This is a genomic window from Ruegeria sp. AP11, assembly GCF_056535865.1.
Map to the genome: position 1 here is coordinate 3,144,428 of NZ_JBQFJB010000001.1, position 22,352 is coordinate 3,166,779.

General features: G+C 58.7%; 24 protein-coding genes and 1 tRNA gene. 14 read left to right on the plus strand and 11 right to left on the minus strand.

Annotation, left to right across the window (positions count from 1 at the left end):
* Positions 1-63 precede the first annotated feature (63 nt).
* The 4 genes from ACR3E4_RS15670 to ACR3E4_RS15685 form a co-directional block, all read right to left on the minus strand.
* Positions 64-471 (minus strand): DUF934 domain-containing protein, encoded by a 408-nt coding sequence (locus tag ACR3E4_RS15670; RefSeq protein WP_480532669.1) that lies wholly within the window; start codon positions 469-471, stop codon positions 64-66.
* Positions 468-1,229 carry a phosphoadenylyl-sulfate reductase gene (locus ACR3E4_RS15675; RefSeq protein ID WP_480532667.1) on the minus strand — a complete coding sequence of 254 codons (762 nt, stop codon included), beginning with the start codon at positions 1,227-1,229 and terminating at the stop codon, positions 468-470. Before ACR3E4_RS15675 ends, ACR3E4_RS15670 begins: the two co-directional genes overlap by 4 nt.
* Positions 1,219-2,883, minus strand: a complete 1,665-nt coding sequence (locus ACR3E4_RS15680; protein WP_480532665.1) for a nitrite/sulfite reductase — start codon at positions 2,881-2,883, stop codon at positions 1,219-1,221. The genes ACR3E4_RS15675 and ACR3E4_RS15680 overlap by 11 nt, the downstream gene beginning before the upstream one ends.
* A gap of 63 nt (positions 2,884-2,946) precedes the next feature.
* Positions 2,947-3,261: a DUF2849 domain-containing protein gene (locus tag ACR3E4_RS15685; RefSeq protein WP_480532663.1), complete on the minus strand. Its 315-nt coding sequence runs from the start codon at positions 3,259-3,261 to the stop codon at positions 2,947-2,949.
* 176 nt (positions 3,262-3,437) lie between these two features.
* Here ACR3E4_RS15685 and ACR3E4_RS15690 point away from each other — a divergent pair, with 176 nt between their 5' ends.
* Positions 3,438-3,917 (plus strand): Lrp/AsnC family transcriptional regulator, encoded by a 480-nt coding sequence (locus ACR3E4_RS15690; RefSeq protein ID WP_480532661.1) that lies wholly within the window; start codon positions 3,438-3,440, stop codon positions 3,915-3,917.
* 149 nt (positions 3,918-4,066) lie between these two features.
* Here ACR3E4_RS15690 and ACR3E4_RS15695 read toward each other — a convergent pair whose 3' ends face one another.
* Positions 4,067-5,248 (minus strand): cytochrome P450, encoded by a 1,182-nt coding sequence (locus ACR3E4_RS15695; protein ID WP_480532659.1) that lies wholly within the window; start codon positions 5,246-5,248, stop codon positions 4,067-4,069.
* Between the two features lie 47 nt (positions 5,249-5,295).
* Between ACR3E4_RS15695 and ACR3E4_RS15700 the strand changes: the two genes are divergently transcribed.
* The 7 genes from ACR3E4_RS15700 to ACR3E4_RS15730 all read left to right on the plus strand — a co-directional run bounded on the left by ACR3E4_RS15700 (position 5,296) and on the right by ACR3E4_RS15730 (position 12,774).
* Entirely contained in the window at positions 5,296-7,029 is a 1,734-nt protein-coding gene (locus tag ACR3E4_RS15700) for a sensor histidine kinase (RefSeq protein WP_480532657.1), read from the plus strand.
* Positions 7,026-8,255, plus strand: coding sequence for a sigma-54-dependent transcriptional regulator (locus tag ACR3E4_RS15705; protein ID WP_480532655.1), 1,230 nt, complete (start codon positions 7,026-7,028; stop codon positions 8,253-8,255). The genes ACR3E4_RS15700 and ACR3E4_RS15705 overlap by 4 nt, the downstream gene beginning before the upstream one ends.
* 370 nt (positions 8,256-8,625) lie before the next feature.
* Positions 8,626-9,627 carry a DctP family TRAP transporter solute-binding subunit gene (locus tag ACR3E4_RS15710; RefSeq protein ID WP_480532653.1) on the plus strand — a complete coding sequence of 334 codons (1,002 nt, stop codon included), beginning with the start codon at positions 8,626-8,628 and terminating at the stop codon, positions 9,625-9,627.
* A gap of 117 nt (positions 9,628-9,744) precedes the next feature.
* A complete protein-coding gene (locus tag ACR3E4_RS15715; protein WP_480532651.1) occupies positions 9,745-10,422 on the plus strand; it encodes a TRAP transporter small permease in 678 nt (225 codons plus the stop codon).
* A complete protein-coding gene (locus ACR3E4_RS15720; RefSeq protein WP_480532649.1) occupies positions 10,422-11,798 on the plus strand; it encodes a TRAP transporter large permease in 1,377 nt (458 codons plus the stop codon). The genes ACR3E4_RS15715 and ACR3E4_RS15720 overlap by 1 nt, the downstream gene beginning before the upstream one ends.
* Positions 11,799-11,949: 151 nt before the next feature.
* Positions 11,950-12,261, plus strand: coding sequence for a DMT family transporter (locus ACR3E4_RS15725; RefSeq protein ID WP_480532647.1), 312 nt, complete (start codon positions 11,950-11,952; stop codon positions 12,259-12,261).
* Between the two features lie 66 nt (positions 12,262-12,327).
* A complete protein-coding gene (locus ACR3E4_RS15730; RefSeq protein ID WP_480532645.1) occupies positions 12,328-12,774 on the plus strand; it encodes a nucleoside deaminase in 447 nt (148 codons plus the stop codon).
* 9 nt (positions 12,775-12,783) lie between these two features.
* Here ACR3E4_RS15730 and tpiA read toward each other — a convergent pair whose 3' ends face one another.
* Together tpiA and ACR3E4_RS15740 are read right to left on the minus strand one after the other, a co-directional pair.
* Positions 12,784-13,533 (minus strand): triose-phosphate isomerase, encoded by a 750-nt coding sequence (gene tpiA / locus ACR3E4_RS15735; RefSeq protein ID WP_480532643.1) that lies wholly within the window; start codon positions 13,531-13,533, stop codon positions 12,784-12,786.
* A gap of 108 nt (positions 13,534-13,641) precedes the next feature.
* On the minus strand, positions 13,642-14,007 hold the full coding sequence (locus tag ACR3E4_RS15740) for a HesB/IscA family protein (protein ID WP_480532641.1): 366 nt from the start codon (positions 14,005-14,007) through the stop codon (positions 13,642-13,644).
* A gap of 160 nt (positions 14,008-14,167) precedes the next feature.
* Here ACR3E4_RS15740 and ACR3E4_RS15745 point away from each other — a divergent pair, with 160 nt between their 5' ends.
* On the plus strand, positions 14,168-14,494 hold the full coding sequence (locus tag ACR3E4_RS15745; protein WP_480532639.1) for a hypothetical protein: 327 nt from the start codon (positions 14,168-14,170) through the stop codon (positions 14,492-14,494).
* A 219-nt stretch (positions 14,495-14,713) separates the two neighbouring features.
* On the opposite strand, the gene ACR3E4_RS15750 is transcribed toward ACR3E4_RS15745, so the two are convergent.
* The 3 genes from ACR3E4_RS15750 to ACR3E4_RS15760 all read right to left on the minus strand — a co-directional run bounded on the left by ACR3E4_RS15750 (position 14,714) and on the right by ACR3E4_RS15760 (position 16,340).
* Positions 14,714-15,076 carry an SUF system Fe-S cluster assembly protein gene (locus ACR3E4_RS15750; RefSeq protein ID WP_480532637.1) on the minus strand — a complete coding sequence of 121 codons (363 nt, stop codon included), beginning with the start codon at positions 15,074-15,076 and terminating at the stop codon, positions 14,714-14,716.
* Between the two features lie 95 nt (positions 15,077-15,171).
* On the minus strand, positions 15,172-15,450 hold the full coding sequence (locus tag ACR3E4_RS15755) for an NfeD family protein (protein WP_480532635.1): 279 nt from the start codon (positions 15,448-15,450) through the stop codon (positions 15,172-15,174).
* Positions 15,450-16,340, minus strand: a complete 891-nt coding sequence (locus ACR3E4_RS15760; protein ID WP_480532633.1) for an SPFH domain-containing protein — start codon at positions 16,338-16,340, stop codon at positions 15,450-15,452. The genes ACR3E4_RS15755 and ACR3E4_RS15760 overlap by 1 nt, the downstream gene beginning before the upstream one ends.
* A 174-nt stretch (positions 16,341-16,514) precedes the next feature.
* Here ACR3E4_RS15760 and ACR3E4_RS15765 point away from each other — a divergent pair, with 174 nt between their 5' ends.
* The 5 genes from ACR3E4_RS15765 (at position 16,515) to ACR3E4_RS15785 (ending at position 22,120) form a co-directional block, all read left to right on the plus strand.
* On the plus strand, positions 16,515-17,426 hold the full coding sequence (locus ACR3E4_RS15765; protein ID WP_480533138.1) for a nucleoside hydrolase: 912 nt from the start codon (positions 16,515-16,517) through the stop codon (positions 17,424-17,426).
* Between the two features lie 63 nt (positions 17,427-17,489).
* Positions 17,490-18,620, plus strand: a complete 1,131-nt coding sequence (tgt, locus tag ACR3E4_RS15770) for a tRNA guanosine(34) transglycosylase Tgt (RefSeq protein ID WP_480532631.1) — start codon at positions 17,490-17,492, stop codon at positions 18,618-18,620.
* A gap of 82 nt (positions 18,621-18,702) precedes the next feature.
* The gene (locus ACR3E4_RS15775) at positions 18,703-19,113 is read left to right on the plus strand and encodes a DUF6636 domain-containing protein (RefSeq protein WP_480532629.1); all 411 of its coding nucleotides are present in this window, start codon (positions 18,703-18,705) and stop codon (positions 19,111-19,113) included.
* 234 nt (positions 19,114-19,347) lie between these two features.
* Positions 19,348-21,756 carry an endopeptidase La gene (gene lon, locus ACR3E4_RS15780; protein ID WP_480532627.1) on the plus strand — a complete coding sequence of 803 codons (2,409 nt, stop codon included), beginning with the start codon at positions 19,348-19,350 and terminating at the stop codon, positions 21,754-21,756.
* A 136-nt stretch (positions 21,757-21,892) separates the two neighbouring features.
* Positions 21,893-22,120, plus strand: coding sequence for a hypothetical protein (locus ACR3E4_RS15785; RefSeq protein WP_480532625.1), 228 nt, complete (start codon positions 21,893-21,895; stop codon positions 22,118-22,120).
* A gap of 45 nt (positions 22,121-22,165) precedes the next feature.
* Here the strand turns inward: ACR3E4_RS15785 and ACR3E4_RS15790 are convergent.
* Positions 22,166-22,240, minus strand: a tRNA-Val gene (locus ACR3E4_RS15790).
* Positions 22,241-22,352 lie beyond the last annotated feature (112 nt).

The following is a 22,352-nucleotide window of genomic DNA, read 5'->3' on the forward strand; positions in this document are numbered from 1 at the left end:
TGATCCAAGTCAGGAAAAGGGGCAGATTGCCCCTTTCATGTCACAAGCTGGCGATTTGCGGGCTCAGCCGCGCAGGCGTGCCTGATAGTTGTTGTCTTGCCAGTTGGCGCGGGCCAGCCATTGATCCTCGGGCTGACGGTTGGCCAGCGTATGATCAATCTCGACCTCGTCAAAGCCGCTGCGCCGGGCCATGGCGTATTGATCGGCCAGCACATGCCCCTTGGCGCGCAGACGTCCGGTATAGCCCTTCAGGCGCAGAACCCGCGCAATGGTAAAGCCACGTCCGTCCGCCGAGGACGGAAAGTCCACACGCACCATCCGGGCGCTGCCCAGCCGTTCGACCAGCTCATCCGGGTCGGTGTCGGATGCGACATCCAGCGCGACCACATCATTCGCGGCATCGTCCAGCGTGACATAGCCGTCAGTCCAATCATCGGGGGCGAACCCCTCGTCGGTTACGATTACGTTCATGTTTTTTCTCCAACGCGGACCATCTTGCCATCGACGAAATGGATGCCGCATTCTTCTTTGTTCTGGTCGCGCCAGCGTCCGGCGCGGGGGTCTTCGCCCTCTTTGACCGGCGAGGTGCAGGGCGCACAGCCGATCGAAGGGTATCCTTTGGCCACCAGCGGGTGCCGGGGCAGGTTGTTCTCGTCCATATAGGTGCGCACATCCTCGGGCGCCCAATGGGCCAGCGGGTTGACCTTGATCCGGCCCGTACCATCCTCGACCTCAAAAAAGTCGAGCGCGGCGCGGGTTCCGGATTGAAACCGTTTGCGCCCGGTAATCCAACCGCAATACCCGGTCAATGCCTGTTGCAGCGGGAAGGTCTTACGCAGTTTACAGCACGCATCTGTGTCGCGCAGACGCAGCGCACCATAGGGATCGTCGCGCTGAATATCCTGATCGTCCGCCCGGATGATATGCACGTTCTTCAGCCCCAGACGCTCGCTCACCTCGTGCTGGTATTCCAGCGTTTCGGCAAACAGCAACTGCGTATCGACGAACAGCACCGGGGTCATCTTGTCGACCACCGCCGCCATGTGCAGCAGCACCACCGATTCCGCACCAAAGCTGGAGACGAGGGCAAGATCCTCGATCTCCTCAAGCGCGCCATGCATGACGTCATGGGCGCTGTGGTGGCGGAAGCGGGTGTTCAGCGCCTCGACCTTTTCGGTCAGTTCGGCGCGGTCAGCCCCCAGTTCCGTCTGGATCAGGTCAAGCGGCATTCGCCCGTGCCTCGGGGTAGAGGGCAGTTTTGAACGGTGCCATGCCGACGCGGCGGTAGGTCTCCAGGAAAGTCTCCTCGGCGCTGTCGCGCTGTTCCAGATAGGTGTCGACGATGCGCTCGACCGCAGGCACGATTTCGTCATAGGCAAAGCCCGGCCCGGTGCGGTCGCCGATGGCTGCGGTCTCGGTGCCGTCGCCACCCAGAGTGATCTGGTAATTCTCGACACCGGCACGATCCAGGCCCAGAATGCCGATGTGACCCACGTGGTGGTGACCACAGGCGTTGATGCAGCCCGAGATTTTGATCTTCAGGTGGCCGATATCATGCTCCAGCTTCAGGTCTTCGAAACGGGTCGCGATTTCCTGCGCAACCGGGATCGAGCGAGCCGTCGCCAGCGCGCAGTAATCCATGCCGGGGCAGGCGATGATATCGCTGATCAGGCCGATATTGGCGGTGGCCAGCTCGTATTCCTTCAGCTTGGCGTGGATCGCGGGCAGGTCCGATTTGTGGACATGCGGCAGGATCACGTTCTGCTCGTGGCTGATGCGCAGTTCGTCATAGGCGAACTCTTCGGCCAGATCGGCCATCACGCGCATCTGCTCGGCAGTCGCATCGCCCGGTGTCTGGCCGTGCTTTTTGATCGAGATCGTGACGATCGCGTGGTCTGCGTTCTTGTGCGGTGCGATGTTGGTGTCGACCCACGACCGGAACACCGGATCGTTGGTATAGGCGCTCTCGAACGACGCAACCGAGCCTTCGCGGAAATCAGGAGCGGCAAAGTGACCCTTGATCTCTTCCAGCAGGTTCATATCCGCGCCTTTGAACTGCGGGCGAACCTGCAGGAAGCGTTCGTTCACCTTGGCGCGGATGGTGTCGATGCCATTCTCGTGCACGGTGATCTTGATGCGCGCCTTGTACTTGTTGTCGCGGCGGCCAATCTGGTTCCACACCGAAACGGTGGCTTCCAGATAAGCCAGCAGGTCGTCAAAGGCGACGAATTCGGACAGCTCTTTGCCGATCATCGGGGTGCGGCCCAGACCCCCACCAACGATAACACGGGCACCAAGAACGCCGTCACGCTCGACCAGCTGCAGGCCGATGTCATGCGCCTTGATCACGGCGCGGTCGTTTTCCGAGCCGGTGATGGCGATCTTGAACTTGCGCGGCATGAACTGGAATTCCGGGTGGTCGGTGGACCACTGGCGCAGCAGTTCGGCATAGGGGCGCGGATCGGCGATCTCGTCCGCAGCGGCACCGGCGAAGTGGTCCGCCGTTACGTTGCGGATAGTGTTGCCGCTGGTCTGAATGGCGTGCATGCCAACCTCGGCCAGCGCGTCCAGCATATCCGGCACGTCATTCAGTTTCGGCCAGTTGTACTGGATGTTCTGACGGGTAGTGAAATGGCCATAGCCCTTGTCCCATTTCTCGGCCAGCAGCGCCAGCTGACGCATCTGCGCGCTGGACAGCGTGCCATAAGGGATCGCCACGCGCAGCATGTAAGCGTGCAGCTGCAGATACAGGCCGTTCATCAGGCGCAGGGGCTTGAACTCGTCCTCAGTCAGCGAGCCGTCAATGCGGCGCTCGACCTGGGCGCGGAATTGTTTGTTGCGCTCTTCCAGAAAAGCTGTGTCGAACTCGGAGTAGCGGTACATGTCTAGCTGTCCTTCATTGCAGCCCCGAAACCGGGGCCTTTAAGGGGAGAAGAGGGCCGTTGATCAGACCCGGGGCTGCGTTGCTGTTTCCTGCTTGCCATGGGCATAGTTGGACGGGCCGGTGCGGCGAAAGTCCTCGCGGAAATGAGTGGGTTCAGGGCCGTTTTCGCCAGCGATGGCATCGGCGAGATAGGCGCCGACGATCTTATCGGCCTGACGCGAGGCATCCAGCAGGCGTACCTGCGCGTGTGCTTCGTCGGTGATTAGCTCGGCCTCGGACAGTTCGCGCGACCAGCGATCATCTTCGGTCAGGTAGATCACATCGCCTTCCAGCAGGTCGTTGGCCGTAACCACTTTGGGTGTAAAAGCACGGGGCATCAGGCAAGTTCCTTGTTAATGACAAGCGTTGGCTCAAAGCCGTCGGGGTTGTTTGACTTGACCTGCAATATAGGAAATATTCCCACCCTAGCGCCATATCCCGCGACAAATAAGGACGTTTGTTTTGGCTGGCGGTGCAATTGGAACCCCTGTTCTGAATAGAGGGAAAAAGTGGAATGTCGGTGCGTATAGATGACACGGATAGGAAAATTCTGGCTGAGCTGCAGCGGGACGCCAGCCAATCACTCGACGAAATCGCGGCCCGTGTCGGCAGTTCGAAGACCCCGGTCTGGAATCGCATTCGCAAACTGAAAGGAGCCGGAGTTATCGGCCAGCAGACCGTTCTGCTGGATGCCGAATCCCTTGGTTTTGAGGCAACTTTCTTTGTGCTGATCCGGACCTCTGAGCATGAGGCCGAGTGGCAAAAACTGTTCCTGAAGGCCCTGCGCGACCGGCCCGAAGTGCAAGAGGCGCATCGGCTGGCAGGCGACATCGATTATATCCTGAAGGTCCGCGTCAAAAACGCCCGCGCTTATGATGCGTTTTATCAGGCGCTGATTTCAGAGGTACGTGTTCACAATGTCACCGCGCTGCTTTCGATGGAAGAGCTCAAGTCGACCACAATGTTGCCATTGAATTCTGCGGGCACCGCTTGATTGGCAACGGCGAGGGGGCTCTGCCTCCGCCGCGGCAAGCCGCGACTCCCCCGAGATATTTTTAGCCAGATGAAGCAGGGGATCCGTTCTTCATCTGGCCTTAACTACTTCTGCCACAGACATTGCGCGGCAGGCGCGATGCGAGCTTCTTAAAGACGTACGGTCAGGTCGGTCAGCCCATGAAAATGATAGCTGTCGGAATAGCTTGGTTTGTCCGCGAGGGTAAGATTCGGGCAGCGGTTGAACAGGATTGGCAGCGCAATCTTCATTTCCAGGCGCGCCAGCGGTGCGCCGACGCAGAAATGCAGGCCACCGCCGAAGCTGGTATTGGCAGAGATCGGACGGGTCGGGTCAAAGGTGTTTGGGCTGCGCCAAACCGCCGGGTCCTGATTGGCGGCACCTAGCAGCAGGGCGACTTGGTCTCCACGACTGAACCGGTGACCCAAGACCTCGACATCTTCATATGCATAGCGCGTGAACATATGCAGAGGTGGGTCGAAGCGCAGGATTTCCTCGACCGCTGTGTCGATGGTTTGGGCGGATTTGACCTGTTCCTGCGTACCGGTTTCCAGAATCGTTTTTGCGCCGTTGCCGATGGCATGGACGGTCGCCTCATGACCGGCGTTGAGCAGCAGGATGCAGGTGGTGATCAGTTCTTCGCGAGAGAGTTTTTCGCCATCTTCCTCGGCGGCAATCAAACGAGTGATCAGATCATCGCGCGGGTCTTTGCGGCGTATCTCGATATAGCTTTCCAGAAAGCGCGTAAACTCTGTTGACGCATTGGCGGCGGCGTCTTCGGTCTGACGCGTGCGGTTGGCCTGATACATGGCCACCATTGCGTGAGACCACTTCAGTAGCTGCGGCGCCATTTCCGACGGCACCCCCAGCAGGCGGCAGATGGTGATTACGGGGACTTGCGTGCAATAGGCCTGCAGAAGGTCGAAAGGCGCGTTCGGAAACCGGTCGATCAGGTCATGGCACAATGTTTCGATCGCAGGTGCAAGCGCCGCGATGGCGCGTGAGGTAAAGGCGCGAAGCACCAGCGCGCGCAGCCGTGTGTGGCGGGGCGGTTCGAGCTCGAGCATCGAATGCGCCTCGACCGCGAGCCACGGGGCGAGGTGATCCGGGCCGGGCTGTGCAAGTTCGGGCGGGATTTCGCGCCCAAAGCGGCGATCTTTCAACAACGCCTGTACCGCGCGGTGGGAGACCGCAGCAACCATGCCGTAGTCCTCCCAGAAGATCAGATCACCGAACGCACGGGCGGTGTCGTAGAACGGGTAGGGGTTTTGTACAAAACCGGGCTGCGTCGGGGATTGGGACAGTGTCTTCATGCGCTGCACACTTGCCACGGGTCGCTGCGAATGCAAGACCCTAAGACATGCAACGGGTTTGGATCATTGCTGGATTTCTGTGTGCGGTTGCCTTGTTGTCGGCGGCAGTCTGGACCTACGGCTATCGTCAGGCGCTGACTCAACTCAGCCAGCAGGCTGAGGCTGACCTGGAGCTGGCGGCCGACCGATTGAGCACTCAGATGCAGGTGTATCAAGAGGTTGCGGCGTTGATGGCGGATCATCCGGCTTTGCGTGAACTTGAGACCTCGACACAGATACAGACCGCGCAATCGGTTCTGTTGGATGTGGCGGACAAGACCGCGGCGGTCAACGTGATCTATCTGGCCCCGGATGGCCGGGTTCTGGCCTCGGCGCAGCCTGTCGCGCAACCGGATATGACCGGTCATCCTGCCTTCGAGCGCGCCATGCAGGGGGCGTTGGGCAGTGCGCATGGGGTCATGCCGGACAGCGGTGATCGCATCTATTCCTATGTGGCTCCGACATTCGGGCCTGCGGGACAGGTAGAGGGTGGGCTGATGGTGGTGGCCGATGTTCAGGATGTCGAGCAGACCTGGCGCGGCAGTACCGAAGCCGTTTTTTTCATTGATGGCAACGGGGTCGTCTTTATCTCGAACCGCTCGGATCTGCTGTTTTGGCAGCGCATCGACGGGCAGGCGGGGCTGATACCTCCGGACGGACAAACCGTCGATTTTGCCTCATCACGGGTTGGCGGGCATGAGGTGTGGCGGCTGGGATGGGGACGCTATTTCCCGCGCCGGGCATTGCATCTGACGCTCACGCTGCCCGTGATCGATATGAGCGCCGAGGTTCTGGTCGATGTCGCTCCGGCACGGCGTCTGGCAGGCTTGCAGGCGGCGGCAGTGGCTGCGATCTGCTTTGCTTTTGGTGCGCTGTTGTTCCTTGCCTCGGAACGGCGCAGAACATTGGCCGAGGCCAATACAGTGCTGGAAAGCCGCGTGGCGCAACGTACGCGTGCGTTGACGGCGGCAAACACGGCGTTGAAACGGGAAGTGATCGAACGGCAAGAGGCAGAAGCGGCCCTGAAGCAGGCGCAGGCGGATCTGGTGCAGGCGGGAAAGTTGAGCGCGCTTGGAAAGATGTCCGCCGGGATCAGTCATGAACTGAACCAGCCTCTGATGGCGATCCGTCAGTTTGCTGATAATGGATCAGCCTTTCTGGAGAGGGGGAAGGGAGAGCGGGCAGGTGAGAACCTGGGCCGTATCTCGGACATGGCGGCGCGTATGGCGCGGATCATCAAGAACCTGCGCGCGTTTGCCCGGAACGAAAGCGAGCCGATGGGCAAGGTTGATCTGGTACAGGTGTTGAACACCGCCGTGGAACTGACCGAAACGCGGTTGCGCGCCGAGGATGTGGCCCTGGATTGGTCGCCGCCGGTTTCGGCGGTCTATGCGTGGGGCGGCGAGGTGCGCCTTGGTCAGGTTTTCGTCAACCTGATCAACAACGCGGCGGATGCGATGATGGATCAGCCGAACCGCCGGATATCGATCCGTCTGATCGAAGGCGAACGAATTCGCGTATCGGTGCGCGATACCGGGCCGGGCATCGAAGATCCGGATCGTGTATTCGAGCCGTTTTACACCACCAAGATGGTTGGAAGCTCGGAAGGTATGGGGCTGGGCCTGTCTATCTCTTATGGCTTGGTGCAAAGTTTCGGAGGCGACATCCGGGGCGCGAACACCGAAGATGGCGCCGAGTTCACGGTCGAACTGGAACCCTATGACGAGGACAAGGCGACATGATCCGTAAGGTTCTTTTGGTGGATGATGATTCTGCTGTGCGCGAAGCTTTGGCTCAAACGCTGGAACTGGCCGAGTATGACCCCATGACCGCAGGGTCCTTTGTGGCGGCCAAGGATCATATTCGGCGTGATTTTGACGGCGTGATCGTCTCGGATATCCGAATGCCGGGGCGTGACGGGTTTCATCTGCTCAACTATGCGCGCGAGGTTGATCCTGAATTGCCGGTGGTATTGCTGACCGGCGAAGGGGATATTCCCATGGCCGTTCAGGCAATGGGGCTGGGTGCTTTTGATTTTCTGGAAAAACCCTGTGCCGCTGCTGATCTGTTGGCGGTACTCGAGCGGGCAATTGCGGCACGTGCCGAAATCCTGTCGTTGCGCCAACAGAAAAGCGAGCTTGAACGCGGTGATCCTGCTGCGCGGATGTTGTTCGGACTGTCGGATCAGGCTGAAGCGTTGCGTGAACGGGTGCGTGTCGTCGCCCCAACCCGGGCCGAGGTATTAGTGACCGGACCGGCAGGTAGTGGGATTTCGAAGGTGGCGGAAGTCGTGCACCTGATGTCGCCGGTCGGGCAGGGACCGTTTGTCAAACGGCCGGCTTCGGGATTGTCGGCGGAGGAGCTGCGGCAAAGCTGTGAAGACGCGTCGGGCGGGTCGTTGTTTCTGGATGAGGTCTCGGCCATGTCTGACGCCACGCAATATGCGGCGCTGGAACTGATCGAGCAGGGCGCGGACGCGCGGATCATTGCAGGAACGACGGCAGACCTGTCCCAGCTTTCGGCGCAGGGACGATTCAATGCGGATTTGTTCTATCGTCTGGATGTAATGCGCGTGCGCATTCCGTCCTTGTCGGAACGGCCCGAGGATATTCCGGTCATCTTCCGGCACTATGTTGCGCAGGCGGCGGAACAGGCCGGGCTCGCCGTTCCTGAGGTGACGCCAGAGCATCTTGCCTCGTTGATGGCGCAGGAATGGCCGGGAAACGCCCGGTCTTTGATGTCGGCCGCCATGCGGTTTGTTCTGGGGATGCCGGATGAGGTGACCGAGGCCGCTGATCTGGGACTGAACGAGCAGCTTGCGCGGGTCGAGCGTTCCCTGTTGATTGCGGCGCTGGGACGTCACAATGGCAAAGCGGCGGATGCGGCAAAGGCGCTGAAACTGCCGCGCAAGACATTCTATGACAAACTGGCACGCTATCAGATTCGCCCCGAGGATTATCGTCGTTAACAAGCGCTCCCGCCTGTTTTGCCAGCATTATCATGCAGTCAAAACAGTTGGGCCGGGCAGTCCGCCTTAGGCGGGCTGCGGTCGCGTGTCAGGTCAGGTCGTACGATTCGGTCAGGATGATTCGTGAGTGTGCGGAAATCCGCACAGGATCGATCCGCGATGTGCGGGAATTCGCACAGAGTTGGAGTGATGCAAGGATGCTGTCTGCGGAAACGTCACTTAAGCGCCAGTAATATATAGATAATTTGAGATATCATAACCACAGAAACAAAACGTTGAGCGAGTGGCGGCGATTCGCTTCACTGCGGTGCAGATGGCGCTGAATGGGCGCCTGATGGAAGTCTCAAGGAAGTCTGGGAGGACGAAACCGATGAAATTCCTGGCAACAGCCGCAACCGCGCTTGCGCTTACTGTGACCGCCACTGCAGGCATGGCCGCCTGTGACGATGGCGAGATCGTGGTCAAGTTCGCGCATGTGACCAATTCCGACAAACACCCCAAGGGCATCGCCGCCTCGCTGCTGGAGCAGCGCGTCAATGACGAGATGAACGGCGTGATGTGCGTGGAAGTCTATCCGAACTCGACCCTTTACAACGACGACAAGGTGCTAGAGGCGATGTTGCAGGGCGACGTGCAACTGGCCGCGCCGTCGCTATCGAAGTTCGAAAAGTTCACCAAGCAGTTCCGCCTGTTTGATCTGCCGTTCATGTTCAAGAACATTGACGCAGTGGACGCGTTCCAGGCTTCGGCTGAAGGTCAGGCGATGAAGGACAGCATGCAGCGACGTGGCCTGCAGGGTCTGGCCTTTTGGCACAACGGTATGAAGCAGATGTCGGCGAACAAGCCTCTGGTCGATCCGGCGGATGCCGAGGGTCTGAAGTTCCGCGTGCAATCCAGCGACGTGCTGGTGGCGCAGATGGAAGCCATCGGTGGCAGCCCGCAGAAAATGGCCTTCTCGGAAGTCTATGGCGCGCTGCAGCAGGGCGTTGTGGACGGGCAGGAAAACACCTGGTCGAACATCTACGGCAAGAAGTTCTTCGAGGTGCAGGACGGCATCACCGAGACCAATCACGGCATCATCGACTATCTGGTCGTGACATCGGTCGACTGGCTGGACAGCCTGGACCCGGAAGTGCGCGATCAGTTCCTGACCATTCTGGCCGAAGTGACCGAGACCCGGAACAAGGAAGCCTTTGCTGTGAACGAAGCGGCCAAAGCCTCGATCACCGATGCGGGCGGTATCATCCGTGACCTGAATCCGGAACAGCGTCAGGCCTGGGTCGATGCGATGAAGCCTGTTTGGGACAAGTTCGCCGACGACGTCGGGCAGGACAAGATTGACGCCGCTCAGGCGATCAACGCCGGGTTCTGATCCCGGACATCAGGCTGCGCGTCCGGGGACTGGGGAGTTATCGACGCGCGTGCCGGGCGGGCCGTTCAAAGGCCCGCCAACCTAATACTCTCATCAAGAAAATGCGGGGACAGAGAAATGTCTGGTGCGAAACCCGGCCCAAGCGGGCTGGCCGACCAAATCGAAGAGACATTGATTGCGCTGCTGTTGGGGCTGATGACGATCATCACCTTTGCCAACGTGATCGCGCGATTTGTGTTCAATTCCAATATTTTGTGGGCGTTGGAGCTGACGGTTTTCACCTTCGGCTGGCTTGTGCTTCTGGGGGCCTCTTATGCGGTGAAGAAACACGCGCATCTGGGGGTAGATGCGATCCTGAACATGCTGGCCCCAGCGCCGCGCCGGATACTGGCGCTGATCGCGGTTGGATGCTGTCTGGTGTTTTCGCTGCTGCTGCTGAAGGGCTCGTATGACTATTGGGCCGTGTTTGCCGACCTGCCGCCCACCTCGGGCCGCTGGTTTCCGACCGGCTTCGACATGAGCGCACGCAGCCAGAGCTTTTATGAAGTCGATGACATTCCCATGGTCGCGCCGCTGCGGTTTCTGGAAGACCTGATCAACTATGGCGAAGGGTACGAGAAACTGCCCAAGGTGGTTCCCTATCTGGTGTTGCCCGTTTCCATGCTGTTGCTCGTGATCCGCTTTACGCAGGTCGGAGTGCAAATCTGGCGCGGTGAGGCGGATCGTCTTGTCGCCAGTCACGAGGTCGAGGACGAGATCGAAGAGGTCCGCGCCCAACAGGGGGAGCATGACTGATGGACGTCGTACTTCTGTTTTCGATGGTTGTTGGCCTGCTGCTGATCGGTGTTCCGATTGCGGTTTCCCTTGGCCTCAGTTCAACTCTGTTCCTGCTGATTTATTCCGACAGCTCTCTGGCCTCGGTCGCGGGCACGCTTTTCGAAGCGTTCGAGGGCCACTTTACCCTGCTGGCGATTCCGTTCTTCATTCTGGCCTCGTCCTTCATGACGACCGGCGGGGTGGCGCGGCGGATCATCCGGTTCTCGATTGCCTGCGTGGGGCATCTGCCCGGTGGTCTGGCGATTGCGGGCGTGTTCGCCTGTATGCTGTTCGCAGCACTGTCTGGCTCGTCCCCGGCAACCGTGGTGGCCATCGGGTCAATCGTCATCGCCGGGATGCGGCAGGTGGGCTATTCCAAGGAATTCGCTGCTGGTGTGATCTGTAACGCCGGTACGCTGGGTATCCTGATCCCGCCCTCGATTGTGATGGTGGTTTATGCCGCCGCTGTCGAGGTCTCGGTCGGGCGGATGTTCCTGGCGGGTGTGATCCCGGGTCTGATGGCCGGTCTGATGCTGATGATCACCATCTACGTCATGGCCAAAGTCAAGAACCTGCCGAAAGGCGAATGGAAAGGCTGGGGCGAGGTCTTTACCTCGGCCCGCGAGGCCGGTTGGGGCCTGTTCCTGATCGTGATCATTCTGGGCGGAATCTACGGTGGTATCTTCACCCCGACCGAGGCCGCCGCGGTGGCCGCTGTCTATGCCTTCCTGATTGCCAGCTTTGTCTACAAGGACATGGGGCCGCTCAGCACCGAAGGCGATGCGCAGAATATCTCGCTGCTTAAGAAGCCCTATGCGCTGGTCACGGCCTTCTTCCACCCGGACACCAAGCACACGCTGTTTGAGGCCGGGAAACTGACCGTCACGCTGCTGTTCGTCATCGCCAACGCGCTGATCCTGAAGCACGTGCTGACCGATGAACAGGTACCCCAGCATATCGCCAGCGCCATGCTGTCGGCGGGTCTGGGGCCGGTCACTTTCCTGATCGTGGTCAACGTGATCCTGCTGATCGGCGGCCAGTTCATGGAGCCTTCGGGCCTGCTGGTCATCGTAGCACCTCTGGTTTTCCCAATCGCCATCGAACTGGGCATCGACCCGATCCACCTGGGCATCATCATGGTGGTGAATATGGAGATCGGGATGATCACGCCTCCGGTCGGGTTGAACCTGTTCGTGACCTCGGGCGTGGCGGGGATGCCGATGATGAGCGTGGTAAAGGCGGCGCTGCCGTTCCTGGCCGTGCTGTTCGTCTTCCTGATCATGGTGACGTACATCCCGTGGATATCGACCTTCCTGCCCAACACCTTCATGGGGCCGGAAATCATAACCAACTAGCGGGCTTGACCCGTATCGCCGGGTGGTTGCAACTGCCCGGCATTTTCATGCCTTGAAACGGCCGCGCGGATGCTTATCTGAAGCGCAGAGGACGACCTCCCCAACACGGGCAGTTCATGCGGGACGACCCGCAATGACAAGGGGTCATCTCATGGCATTGATCATGCTGCTTATTGCCGGAATTCTTGAAGTTGTCTGGGCGGGTGCGATGAAGCAATCCGCTGGATTCACGCGGCTTTTGCCCACTGCGATCATGGGTGTGTCCATGATCGGGTCATTCGGGTTGCTGGCTCTGGCGATGCGGGACCTGCCGCTCAGCACCGCCTACACCATCTGGGTGGGCATCGGTGCTGTGGGGGCTTTCGTGGTGGGGGTCACGCTTTTGGGCGAAGCGTTGACGCCGATGCGTATTCTGGCGGCTCTGCTGATCATTGCAGGGATCGTGACCATGAAGCTGGCCTGATCCGTTGACGGTATGGGCGACATTGGGCAGGCTGTTGGTGAGCGCCCGAACCAAGGATCATTCCTGATGCTGACTGAAACCGACAGCCGCCTGCTGCGTATCGCTTATGATGAAGCAAAAGCCGGGTTTGATGAGGGTGGCTGCCCCATCGGCTCGGTTCTCGCCCGTGGCGGCGAGGTGGTGGCGCGCGGCCGAAACCAGAGGGTTCAGGGCGGCGACCCGATTGCGCATGGCGAGATGGACGCTTTGCGCAAAGCCGGGCGACAGAAAACCTACCGGGATACGGTGCTCTATACGTCTTTGTCGCCCTGCATGATGTGCGCGGGCACCATCGTTCAATTCGGTATCCCGCGTGTTGTGATCGGCGAGAACCGGAACTTCGGTGGCAACGAAGACTTCCTGCGCAGTCGCGGGGTCGAGGTCATTGTCGCGAACGACCCCGATTGTATCGCGTTGATGAAGCGTTTTATCGAAGAAAAGCCTGAGCTTTGGGCCGAGGATATCGCCGAGTAGCGCCGGTTATCAGGCGCCCTCGAGCGCCTGAATAATACCCGAGAAATCGGCGGCCTTCAGGCTTGCGCCGCCCACCAGGGCTCCGTCCACATTCGAAACAGCAAAAATCTCGGCGGCATTGCCGGGTTTCACTGATCCGCCATACAGCAGACGCACCGAGCGACCGACGCCTTCGCCAAAACGCCGTTCCAGACGGGCGCGGATGAAATCATGGACCTCGCCAATCTCTTCCAGCGTCGGAACTTTGCCGGTGCCGATGGCCCAGATCGGCTCATACGCCACGATCAGGTTCTCACCGGTCGACTGATCCGGGATCGAGCCCGACATCTGGCCGCCGATGATATCCAGCGTGTTGGCGGCTTCGCGCTGCTCAAGGCTTTCGCCGACACAGATGATCGCCTTCAGACCGGCATCCATCGCAGCGCGGGCTTTGGCGCGGACATCTTCGTTCTGCTCATCGTGATCCTCGCGGCGCTCGGAATGGCCCAGAATAACCGCGCTTGCCCCGGCATCCACCAACATCCTCGCACTGATATCACCGGTATGCGCGCCCGAGTCCGCCGCGTGACAATCCTGACCGCCCACGGTGATTCCGCTGCCTTCGGTCAGGGCCGCAGCACGGCTCAGCAATGTGGCAGGGGGGCAGATCAGAATATCGATCGACGGGGCAGGGTGATTTGCCGCCAGCGCCTCAAGCTCGCTCAGCGCAGGGCCGGTTCCGTTCATTTTCCAGTTTCCAGCCGCCAGCTTCCGCCGCATGTCCAAATCTCCCAACGTGTTCGGTATGTTGGTGTTCGGATATCATTGTCGGCAAAGGCTGACAATTCGGTTGCGCAGCAGAATCGCTTGTTTCAACCGGGCAGGGCCTTAGGTCCGTGTCGGCAGGCTTTCATCAAACTTGATCGATTCACCGCAGCCGCAGGCATCGACCACATTCGGGTTACGGAACTTGAACCCGGATTCAAGCAGCGAGACCTCATAATCGATCTCGGTTCCGAACAGGAACATCTGTGCCATAGGCGCGATCATCACGCGCGCTCCGTCCTGTTCGACCACCTCGTCATTCGGATCGGCCTGATCGACATAGTCCATGGTGTATTCCATGCCGGCACAGCCGCCTTTTTTCACACCGATGCGCAGACCGGCATGGCCGCCGGACTGCATCAGCCGAACAATCTGTTCAGCGGCTTTTTCTGTCATGGTCACGGCCTGTTTGCCGGGAATGCCAAACATCGTGGGCTCCGTTTTCGCGCGTTGCCCTTAATCTAAGTCCGACAGTCGCCGGGCTCAAGGCATTGCGTGTGCAAATACACTTTCTGATCCGGGTTGTATCCGGGGGTCGCATGCCTTTAGCGTGGCGAGGCGGGCATATCACAGTGAGAGGTCAGAACAGATGGCAGAACGGTGCGGGATCATCAAACCCATAGTGGCAGCCATGATTTGTTGCGGCTTGGCTTACCCGGCGATGGCTGCGGATGATACAAAACGTCATCCGGTCAATTGCGCCGCGGCACCCGGAGATCTGCGTGCGATTGCGGCCGAGAAAAAACATGCCGAGGATCAACAGGTCGAAAGCGTGGTCTCGATTCTGCCCGCAGGTGCCTTGCTGGGCTTGGTTACCGGGACCGAGAACAAGCATCTCAAGATGTTGTCGGGCGACTACATCAAGGAACTGGACGCACGCGCCGCCGAGATCAAATCAACCTGCGGCGTCGAATAGGACGCAAAAAAGACCGCCCTCGGGCAAGGGCGGTCTGAATTCCGGGTCAGATCATTGGGGGACGGTCATCAGTCATTGCCCGGAGCGCAGGCACAGCGGGGACGGCATATGCTTGCGCCGCAAAACTGCCGGTCATTTGTGTCGAAGAACAAACGAAACGATGACAGATAATTAATCGTTTTGCGACGAACCGATGAATATTGTGGATAGAGCAGAGGCTTACATAAAGCCAAGCTCTAGCCGGGCCTCGTCCGACATCATTTCCATGCCCCAGGGTGGTTCCCATGTCAGTTCGACGTCGACTTCCTTGACGCCTGCCACCGGCTCGATGGCCTCAACGATCCAGCCGGGCATTTCACCAGCGACAGGGCAGCCGGGTGCGGTCAGGGTCATGATGACTTTGACGGCGTTCTCGCCGGTGATGTCGATCGTGTAGATCAGGCCAAGGTCGTAGATATTGACCGGAATCTCGGGGTCAAACACCGTCCGGCAGGCTTCGACCACCGTTTCGTACAGCGGATGGTCGATGGTCGAGGGCGCGATCAGAGGGCTGCCTTCGAACTGTTCACTGGGATGGGTCATCTAAGCCTCGGGTCTGTTACCTGAGAAATTATATAGGGAAAGTGCCGGGCAGCGTCCAGAGGGGCCGTGGCGCCAGTTTCGGGCGCCACGCCCGGTCAATCATTTATATCGTGATTGAACGTTTTGACCTGCCCGTGAGGTAGCGCAAACATGCGGCGCAGCACCAGCCATGCGACCAGTGAAAGAACCGCAAAGATCAGCAACAGGACAGGCAGGGATGGCGCAAGGCCGGGGATCAGCAATACCACTCCGGTAATGGCCGCGCCGATGGCGAAGCCAAGGAAGATGAAGCCGGGCAACGCAACTTCGAGGATGGCCAGCGCAAGCGCCCCGGCCAGCCAGATCCACCATGTCAGCCAGAAGGGATCGGCCATCATTTGCCTCCTTTCAGCATGTTAAAGGCATTGCCGAACGCTTCAAGCGCATTTGCGGGCACAACGATGGTCTGCGAGCCGGTGCCATTGCCCAGCGCGTTCAGCGCTTCGACCTGTTTCAGAGCGACCTGATACTGTGCCGCTTCCAAACCGTTGTCCTGAATGGCCTTGGCCACGACCTGAGTCGCATAAGCTTCGGCCTCAGCCGAGATTCGGCGGGCTTTGGCAGTCTGTTCCGCGGCATAGAGCTCGGCATCCGCGTGCAGTTCGACCGCGCGTTTCTGGCCTTCGGCTTCAGTCACCTGCGCGCGGCGGGCACGTTCTGCGTTCAGCTGCTGCAGCATGGCATCACGGGTGGCCTGATCCAGGTTTACGTCCAGAATCTCGGCGCGGGTCACTTCGATACCCCAGTCATCGACAGCGGTCTCGACGCTTTCCTGAATGCGTTCAATCAGTTGTGCGCGGTTCGACTGCACCTCGTCCAGGTCCATCTTGCCGATCTCGGCGCGGACAATACCGGCCACGGTTGTGGCAATCGCTCCGTCCACGTCGCGGATACGGTAGACCGTCTTTTCAGGCTCAAGAATACGATAGAAAACCGATGTATCGATCTGCACCAGCACGTTGTCCTTGGTAATCGCATCCTGCGTTGCATTCGGCAATTGACGTTCAAGGATGGATATCTTGTGGCGCGCAACATCAAGAAAAGGAACGATAAAGTTGATCCCGGGGCCAAGTACCGAATGCAGGCGACCGAAACGTTCGACCACGTATTTCTCGGATTGAGGTACGATCTTGATGCCTTTGAAGATGACAATCGCAACAAGCGCCGCCGCCAGCAGGTAGATGATGTTTGATGTAAGCAGTCCGATAATCTGGTCTTCTGTCATACTGTCCTCATAATTTGTGTACATTGGTATACATTTGGGGATTGAGTCGCCCGATTTCAACTCTGGTATGGATTGTGCGGGTATGAATGCAAGTCTTTGAACGCGTTCATGTCAGCCAGTTTTTCTCTGCTGTGTCCGCTTTGCATCCCGCTGGTGTTTGCGGTATCGGAAGGGATGAAACTGATTATCGATACAGACCCCGGCATCGACGATGCAATGGCCATCGCCTATGCCGCCGCCGCCGATGACATTGACTTGATCGGCCTGACCACCGTGTTCGGCAACACCCATGTGCATCAATCCAGCCGCAACGCGCGCTTTCTGGTGGATAAGCTGGGTTTGGGCATTCCCGTGGCTGAAGGTGCGCCATTTGCGCTTGGAGAGACCACTCATTCCCCCTCAGAGCATGTGCATGGTCCTGAAGGTTTTGGCGATCTGACTGATATTGAAGAGATCGGAGAAAACCACGCTCTGCCCGCCGAAGAGTTTCTGGTCGAAATGGCCCGCGCCCATCGCGGAGAGCTGGTGGTTTGTGCAGTCGGCCCACTTACAAATATCGCAAACGCGATCCGGTTGGACCCCGAGTTTTCGCGCAATCTTGCCAAGCTGGTCATCATGGGCGGGGCTGTGTTCTGTCCGGGCAATATCACCGAGCACGCCGAAGCGAACATTTATCACGATGCCAAAGCGGCGGATGAGGTTTTTGCCGCGCCGCCGCCCACCGTGCTGGTTGGTTTGGATGTCACGCTGAAGACCCTCTATGAGACCGCGGATTTTGAGACTTTGGCCCAACGCTCGCCGAATATGGGGGGCTTCTTGCGGGACATCTCACGCTTCTATCTGAAGTTCTACAAAGAGGTTGGCGGGCTTGAGGGGTGTGGCCTGCACGACTCGACCGCAGTGATCGCCTGTACCCATGAGCCGATGTTCGAAACTGTCAACACCGGCCTGAGCGTGGCGCTTGACGGCCCCGAGATCGGCGCGACGCGACCGGACACTGCGCGCCCTCCGGTTCGGGTATGTCGCGATGTGGATGGGGCAGGGGTTGTGCGCTTGTTTACCGAGCGCGTCGCCTCGCTGCCCTGACGGGTTGCATTGCATCAGCGGATCGGGCAAATCCTGCCCGGTTCAGCGACCCAAGGCGAAATCATGACTCAGCGATTTTCTTTCGACCTGAAAGCCACCGACGGCAAGGCCCGTACCGGCGTGATCAGCACGCCGCGCGGAGACGTGCGCACACCTGCATTCATGCCCGTGGGGACGGCGGCGACGGTCAAGGCGATGATGCCGGAAAGCGTGCGCGCCACCGGGGCGGATATTCTGCTGGGCAACACCTATCACCTGATGCTGCGCCCCACGGCCGAACGGATCGACCGGTTGGGGGGGCTGCACAAGTTCATGAACTGGGAACGCCCCATCCTGACGGATTCCGGCGGGTTCCAGGTGATGTCGCTGGCCGGTCTGCGAAAACTGACCGAGAAGGGTGTGACCTTCAAATCTCATGTGGATGGGTCAAAACATGAACTGACACCGGAACGGTCGATGGAAATCCAGCGGCTGCTGGGCTCGGACATCGTAATGTGTTTCGATGAATGCCCGGCGCTGCCTGCGGATCGGGATCGCATCGCGGAATCCATGCGCCTGTCAATGCGTTGGGCCGAGCGTTCGCGTGAAGCGTTCGGCGACCGCCCGGGACATGCGCTGTTCGGCATCATGCAGGGCGGGTTGGAACGGGACCTGCGCGAAGAAAGCGCCGAGGCGCTGAAACAGATCGGGTTCGAAGGCTATGCCATTGGCGGCCTTGCCGTGGGCGAGGGGCAGGAGGCGATGTTCGATTGCCTCGATTACGCGCCCGAATTCCTGCCGCAGAACAGGCCGCGCTATCTGATGGGGGTCGGCAAGCCCGATGATATCGTCGGCGCCGTCGCGCGTGGCGTGGATATGATGGATTGCGTTTTACCGTCGCGTTCGGGCCGCACGGGGCAGGTGTTCACGCGCTACGGTGTGGTCAATATCAAGAACGCCCGCCACGCCGACGACCCGCGCCCGCTGGATGAGCAATGCAGTTGTCCGGCTTGTTCGAACTATTCCCGCGCTTACCTGCATCATGTGTTCCGCTCGAACGAGATGATCTCGGGCATGTTGCTGACCTGGCACAACCTGCACTATTTCCAGGAAATCATGCAGGGTATGCGCGACGCGATTGCGGCCGGTACGTTCGATGATTGGCAGGCACACTTCCACACGCAGCGCGCGCAGGGCGATATCGACCCGCTCTGAGAGCGGTGACAAACAACGCGTTTTCTGCTATCCTGACGACAGTTTATTTCAATAATTTTCTTGTTTTGTTCAGGAGGGCTTAATGCCTCGTTTCACAGCTATTTTCTTAACATTGTTTCTGGCGTCCGTCGTACAAGCCGATGTTTGGACGTTCGAGACACCATCGGAAAACATTCAGTGCGTTGTGGGAGAGGAACCCGGCACCTCGGACCTGACCTGCACAATTTTCGAACGCTCGGGCGCGCCTGCGTTGCCCAAGCCGGCGAACTGCAATTCGGATTGGGGGCACGATTTCTTCATGACCAATCAAGGTGCGGTTCGCATGTTGTGCCAACCTTTGGTCCGCACCCGCGACGGATTTGACCGCGCGGATTATGGGGTCACCGGACAGTTCGGCGGATTTGTCTGCCACTCGTCCAAAAAGGGGTTGGAGTGCAAAAACGAGGTCGGGCACGGTTTCTTTTTGTCACGCGCCGTCCAAAAGGTGTTCTAGCGCGAGATTGTGTCTCAGGAACCGTCTGTATGGCATACAAACTGCAAAAACGGTGGATATGTTGGCGCGATGCCTTGCAGTCCCTAAATCATCGCGTCATGCTGCCTCACGACAGATGGCGGTAAGGTTGAAATAGGGGAACAGGTGCCCCACCTTTATCGTCCAAGACAGGAGATGGCCGAAGGTTGCCTTGAAAAGGGACCGGTGCCGTCTTGCCAATGATAAGGATAGAGCATGCAAGAGCCTCTGAATTCCTCATACCCCGTTCTGCCGCTGCGCGATATCGTGGTGTTCCCACATATGATCGTGCCGCTGTTCGTGGGCCGTGACAAATCGGTCCGCGCACTGGAAGAGGTGATGCAGGATGACAAGCAAATTCTGTTGTCCAGCCAGATTGATCCCGGTGAGGATGATCCCGAAATCGACGGTATCTACCGCTCGGGCGTTCTGGCCAATGTGCTGCAACTGCTGAAACTGCCCGATGGCACCGTGAAGGTGCTTGTCGAGGGGCAGGCGCGTGTGCAGATCACGGAATTTCTTGAAAACGATCAGTTTTTTGAGGCCCGCGCCGAATATCTGACCGAAATTCCCGGCGACGTCACCACCACCGAAGCGCTGCTGCGCACGGTTGCGGATGAGTTTGAGCGCTATGCCAAAGTGCGCAAGAACATCCCCGAAGAAGCGCTGGCCGCCGTAGGCGAGACAACCGAGCCCGCGAAACTGGCGGATCTTGTGTCAGGTCATCTGGGCATCGAGGTTGAACAGAAGCAGGAATTGCTTGAGACGCTCTCGGTCAGCGAGCGGCTTGAGAAGGTCTATGGCCTGATGCAGGGCGAAATGTCGGTTCTGCAGGTCGAGAAAAAGATCAAGACCCGCGTCAAATCCCAAATGGAGAAGACGCAGCGCGAATACTATCTGAATGAGCAGATGAAAGCCATTCAGAAGGAGCTTGGCGATGGCGAGGACGGCAGCAACGAGGTTGCCGAACTGGAAGCCAAGATCACTGAGACCAAGCTGTCGAAGGAAGCGCGCGAGAAGGCCGAAGGCGAGCTGAAAAAGCTCAAGAACATGTCGCCCATGTCGGCCGAAGCGACCGTTGTGCGCAACTATCTGGACTGGATTCTGTCGTTGCCATGGGGCACCAAATCCCGCGTCAAAAAGGATCTGGGCCGCGCGCAGGATATTCTGGACGCCGATCACTATGGGCTTGAGAAGGTCAAGGAACGGATCGTTGAATATCTGGCGGTTCAGCAGCGCTCGAAAAAGCTGAAAGGCCCGATCTTGTGTCTGGTTGGCCCTCCGGGCGTGGGTAAGACCTCGCTGGGTAAATCCGTTGCGAAAGCGACGGGGCGTGAGTTCATTCGTATTTCGCTGGGTGGCGTGCGCGACGAATCCGAAATTCGTGGACACCGTCGGACGTATATTGGTTCGATGCCCGGCAAGATCATCCAGGCGCTGAAAAAGGCGAAAACCACGAACCCGCTGATCTTGTTGGATGAAATCGACAAGATGGGGCAGGATTTCCGTGGCGACCCGGCCTCGGCAATGCTCGAGGTTCTGGATCCGGAACAGAACAGCACGTTCATGGACCACTATTTGGAGGTCGAATATGACCTGTCCAACGTGATGTTCCTGACCACCTCCAACAGCTACAACATGCCCGGGCCTCTGCTGGACCGGATGGAGATCATCCCGCTGGCTGGTTACACCGAAGAGGAAAAGAGCGAGATCGCTAAGCAGCACCTGATCGACAAACAGGTCAAGAACCATGGTCTGAAAGCCAAGGAGTTTGAGCTGACCGATGAGGCGCTGCAAAAGATCATCCGTACCTATACCCGCGAAGCGGGCGTGCGGAACCTTGAACGCGAAATCGCCAAAGTGGCGCGGAAATCGCTGACCAAGATCATCAAGAAAGAGGCGGAAGAGGTCACTGTTACGCCCGACAATCTGGATGAATTCCTTGGCGTGCCGAAGTTCCGCTATGGCCTTGCCGAACAGGACGATCAGGTCGGTGTTGTCACCGGTCTGGCCTGGACCTCGGTCGGGGGTGACTTGCTGCATATCGAAGCTCTGAAATTGCCCGGCAAAGGGCGGATGAAGACCACCGGTAAGCTGGGCGATGTGATGAAGGAATCCATCGACGCGGCCTCGTCTTATGTGCGGTCGATCTCGCCCCAGATCGGGGTGAAGCCGCCGCAATTCGACAAGATCGACATCCACGTGCACGTGCCCGATGGGGCAACGCCCAAGGATGGCCCCAGCGCCGGTCTGGCGATGGTGACGTCGATCGTCTCGGTTCTGACGGGCATTCCGGTGCGCAAGGACATCGCCATGACGGGTGAGGTTTCGCTGCGCGGCAACGCAATGCCAATCGGCGGATTAAAGGAAAAACTGCTGGCCGCGTTGCGCGGTGGGATCAAGACCGTTCTCATTCCTGAAGAGAACGAGAAGGATCTGGCGGACATCCCCGATAACGTGAAGGAAGGGTTGGAAATCATTGTTGTAAAACATGTTTCCGAAGTTCTGGAGCACGCCCTGATCCGCGAACCGGAGCCGGTGGAATGGGATGAAGCCGCCGAGGAAGCGGCTGCCGCAGCGGCGAAAGCGGCGGAAGGCACAGGGCCATCAGCGACAGCACATTGAAAAGATGAAAAGGCGGGGCACTGACCCCGCCTTTTTCTTTGTGCATCAGTTCATTTCCTCGTCTTTGCTGAAAAAGATGGAAAACGAATGCTGCTCGTAGCACCCTGAATATTCACCAATGTCAGGAGAACGCGAGATGCCCCAGTATAATGACCTGTTTGAGCTGTCGGTTGATGATATGGATCTGATTGAAGAGGCCTTGCGACAGACGATTGCCTCGAAATCCCTGGAATATCCCGATGAAACTGGCGACGACCGGATGACTCGTGAAGATTTCGTCCGCAGAATGCACGAGCTTTTGGGCAGGCTGCATGATCAGAAGATATTCTACCGGCCCAAAACGGGGGTCTATATCGGTGGCTAGAGGCCGGCGACGATGACCGGTGTCGCTTGATTCAAAAAGAAAGAATGGTGGGTGATAAGAGATTTGAACTCCTGACATCTTCGATGTGAACGAAGCGCTCTACCACTGAGCTAATCACCCATGAGGCCGTCTAGTACAGAGACTTTGGGTCGCCCGCAAGGGGGGCGAAAGCAAATTAGCACACCGTGGCTGGCCATCCTGTGTTCCGAGCCGACAGAACGAGGGCGCGTGT

Bases quoted from the DNA above. Each gene is read 5' to 3' on its own strand.
- ACR3E4_RS15670 (WP_480532669.1), bottom strand. From the start codon at position 471: ATGAACGTAATCGTAACCGACGAGGGGTTCGCCCCCGATGATTGGACT.
- ACR3E4_RS15675 (WP_480532667.1), bottom strand. From the start codon at position 1,229: ATGCCGCTTGACCTGATCCAGACGGAACTGGGGGCTGACCGCGCCGAA.
- ACR3E4_RS15680 (WP_480532665.1), bottom strand. From the start codon at position 2,883: ATGTACCGCTACTCCGAGTTCGACACAGCTTTTCTGGAAGAGCGCAAC.
- ACR3E4_RS15685 (WP_480532663.1), bottom strand. From the start codon at position 3,261: ATGCCCCGTGCTTTTACACCCAAAGTGGTTACGGCCAACGACCTGCTG.
- ACR3E4_RS15690 (WP_480532661.1), top strand. From the start codon at position 3,438: ATGTCGGTGCGTATAGATGACACGGATAGGAAAATTCTGGCTGAGCTG.
- ACR3E4_RS15695 (WP_480532659.1), bottom strand. From the start codon at position 5,248: ATGAAGACACTGTCCCAATCCCCGACGCAGCCCGGTTTTGTACAAAAC.
- ACR3E4_RS15700 (WP_480532657.1), top strand. From the start codon at position 5,296: ATGCAACGGGTTTGGATCATTGCTGGATTTCTGTGTGCGGTTGCCTTG.
- ACR3E4_RS15705 (WP_480532655.1), top strand. From the start codon at position 7,026: ATGATCCGTAAGGTTCTTTTGGTGGATGATGATTCTGCTGTGCGCGAA.
- ACR3E4_RS15710 (WP_480532653.1), top strand. From the start codon at position 8,626: ATGAAATTCCTGGCAACAGCCGCAACCGCGCTTGCGCTTACTGTGACC.
- ACR3E4_RS15715 (WP_480532651.1), top strand. From the start codon at position 9,745: ATGTCTGGTGCGAAACCCGGCCCAAGCGGGCTGGCCGACCAAATCGAA.
- ACR3E4_RS15720 (WP_480532649.1), top strand. From the start codon at position 10,422: ATGGACGTCGTACTTCTGTTTTCGATGGTTGTTGGCCTGCTGCTGATC.
- ACR3E4_RS15725 (WP_480532647.1), top strand. From the start codon at position 11,950: ATGGCATTGATCATGCTGCTTATTGCCGGAATTCTTGAAGTTGTCTGG.
- ACR3E4_RS15730 (WP_480532645.1), top strand. From the start codon at position 12,328: ATGCTGACTGAAACCGACAGCCGCCTGCTGCGTATCGCTTATGATGAA.
- tpiA (WP_480532643.1), bottom strand. From the start codon at position 13,533: ATGCGGCGGAAGCTGGCGGCTGGAAACTGGAAAATGAACGGAACCGGC.
- ACR3E4_RS15740 (WP_480532641.1), bottom strand. From the start codon at position 14,007: ATGTTTGGCATTCCCGGCAAACAGGCCGTGACCATGACAGAAAAAGCC.
- ACR3E4_RS15745 (WP_480532639.1), top strand. From the start codon at position 14,168: ATGGCAGAACGGTGCGGGATCATCAAACCCATAGTGGCAGCCATGATT.
- ACR3E4_RS15750 (WP_480532637.1), bottom strand. From the start codon at position 15,076: ATGACCCATCCCAGTGAACAGTTCGAAGGCAGCCCTCTGATCGCGCCC.
- ACR3E4_RS15755 (WP_480532635.1), bottom strand. From the start codon at position 15,450: ATGGCCGATCCCTTCTGGCTGACATGGTGGATCTGGCTGGCCGGGGCG.
- ACR3E4_RS15760 (WP_480532633.1), bottom strand. From the start codon at position 16,340: ATGACAGAAGACCAGATTATCGGACTGCTTACATCAAACATCATCTAC.
- ACR3E4_RS15765 (WP_480533138.1), top strand. From the start codon at position 16,515: ATGAAACTGATTATCGATACAGACCCCGGCATCGACGATGCAATGGCC.
- tgt (WP_480532631.1), top strand. From the start codon at position 17,490: ATGACTCAGCGATTTTCTTTCGACCTGAAAGCCACCGACGGCAAGGCC.
- ACR3E4_RS15775 (WP_480532629.1), top strand. From the start codon at position 18,703: ATGCCTCGTTTCACAGCTATTTTCTTAACATTGTTTCTGGCGTCCGTC.
- lon (WP_480532627.1), top strand. From the start codon at position 19,348: ATGCAAGAGCCTCTGAATTCCTCATACCCCGTTCTGCCGCTGCGCGAT.
- ACR3E4_RS15785 (WP_480532625.1), top strand. From the start codon at position 21,893: ATGCCCCAGTATAATGACCTGTTTGAGCTGTCGGTTGATGATATGGAT.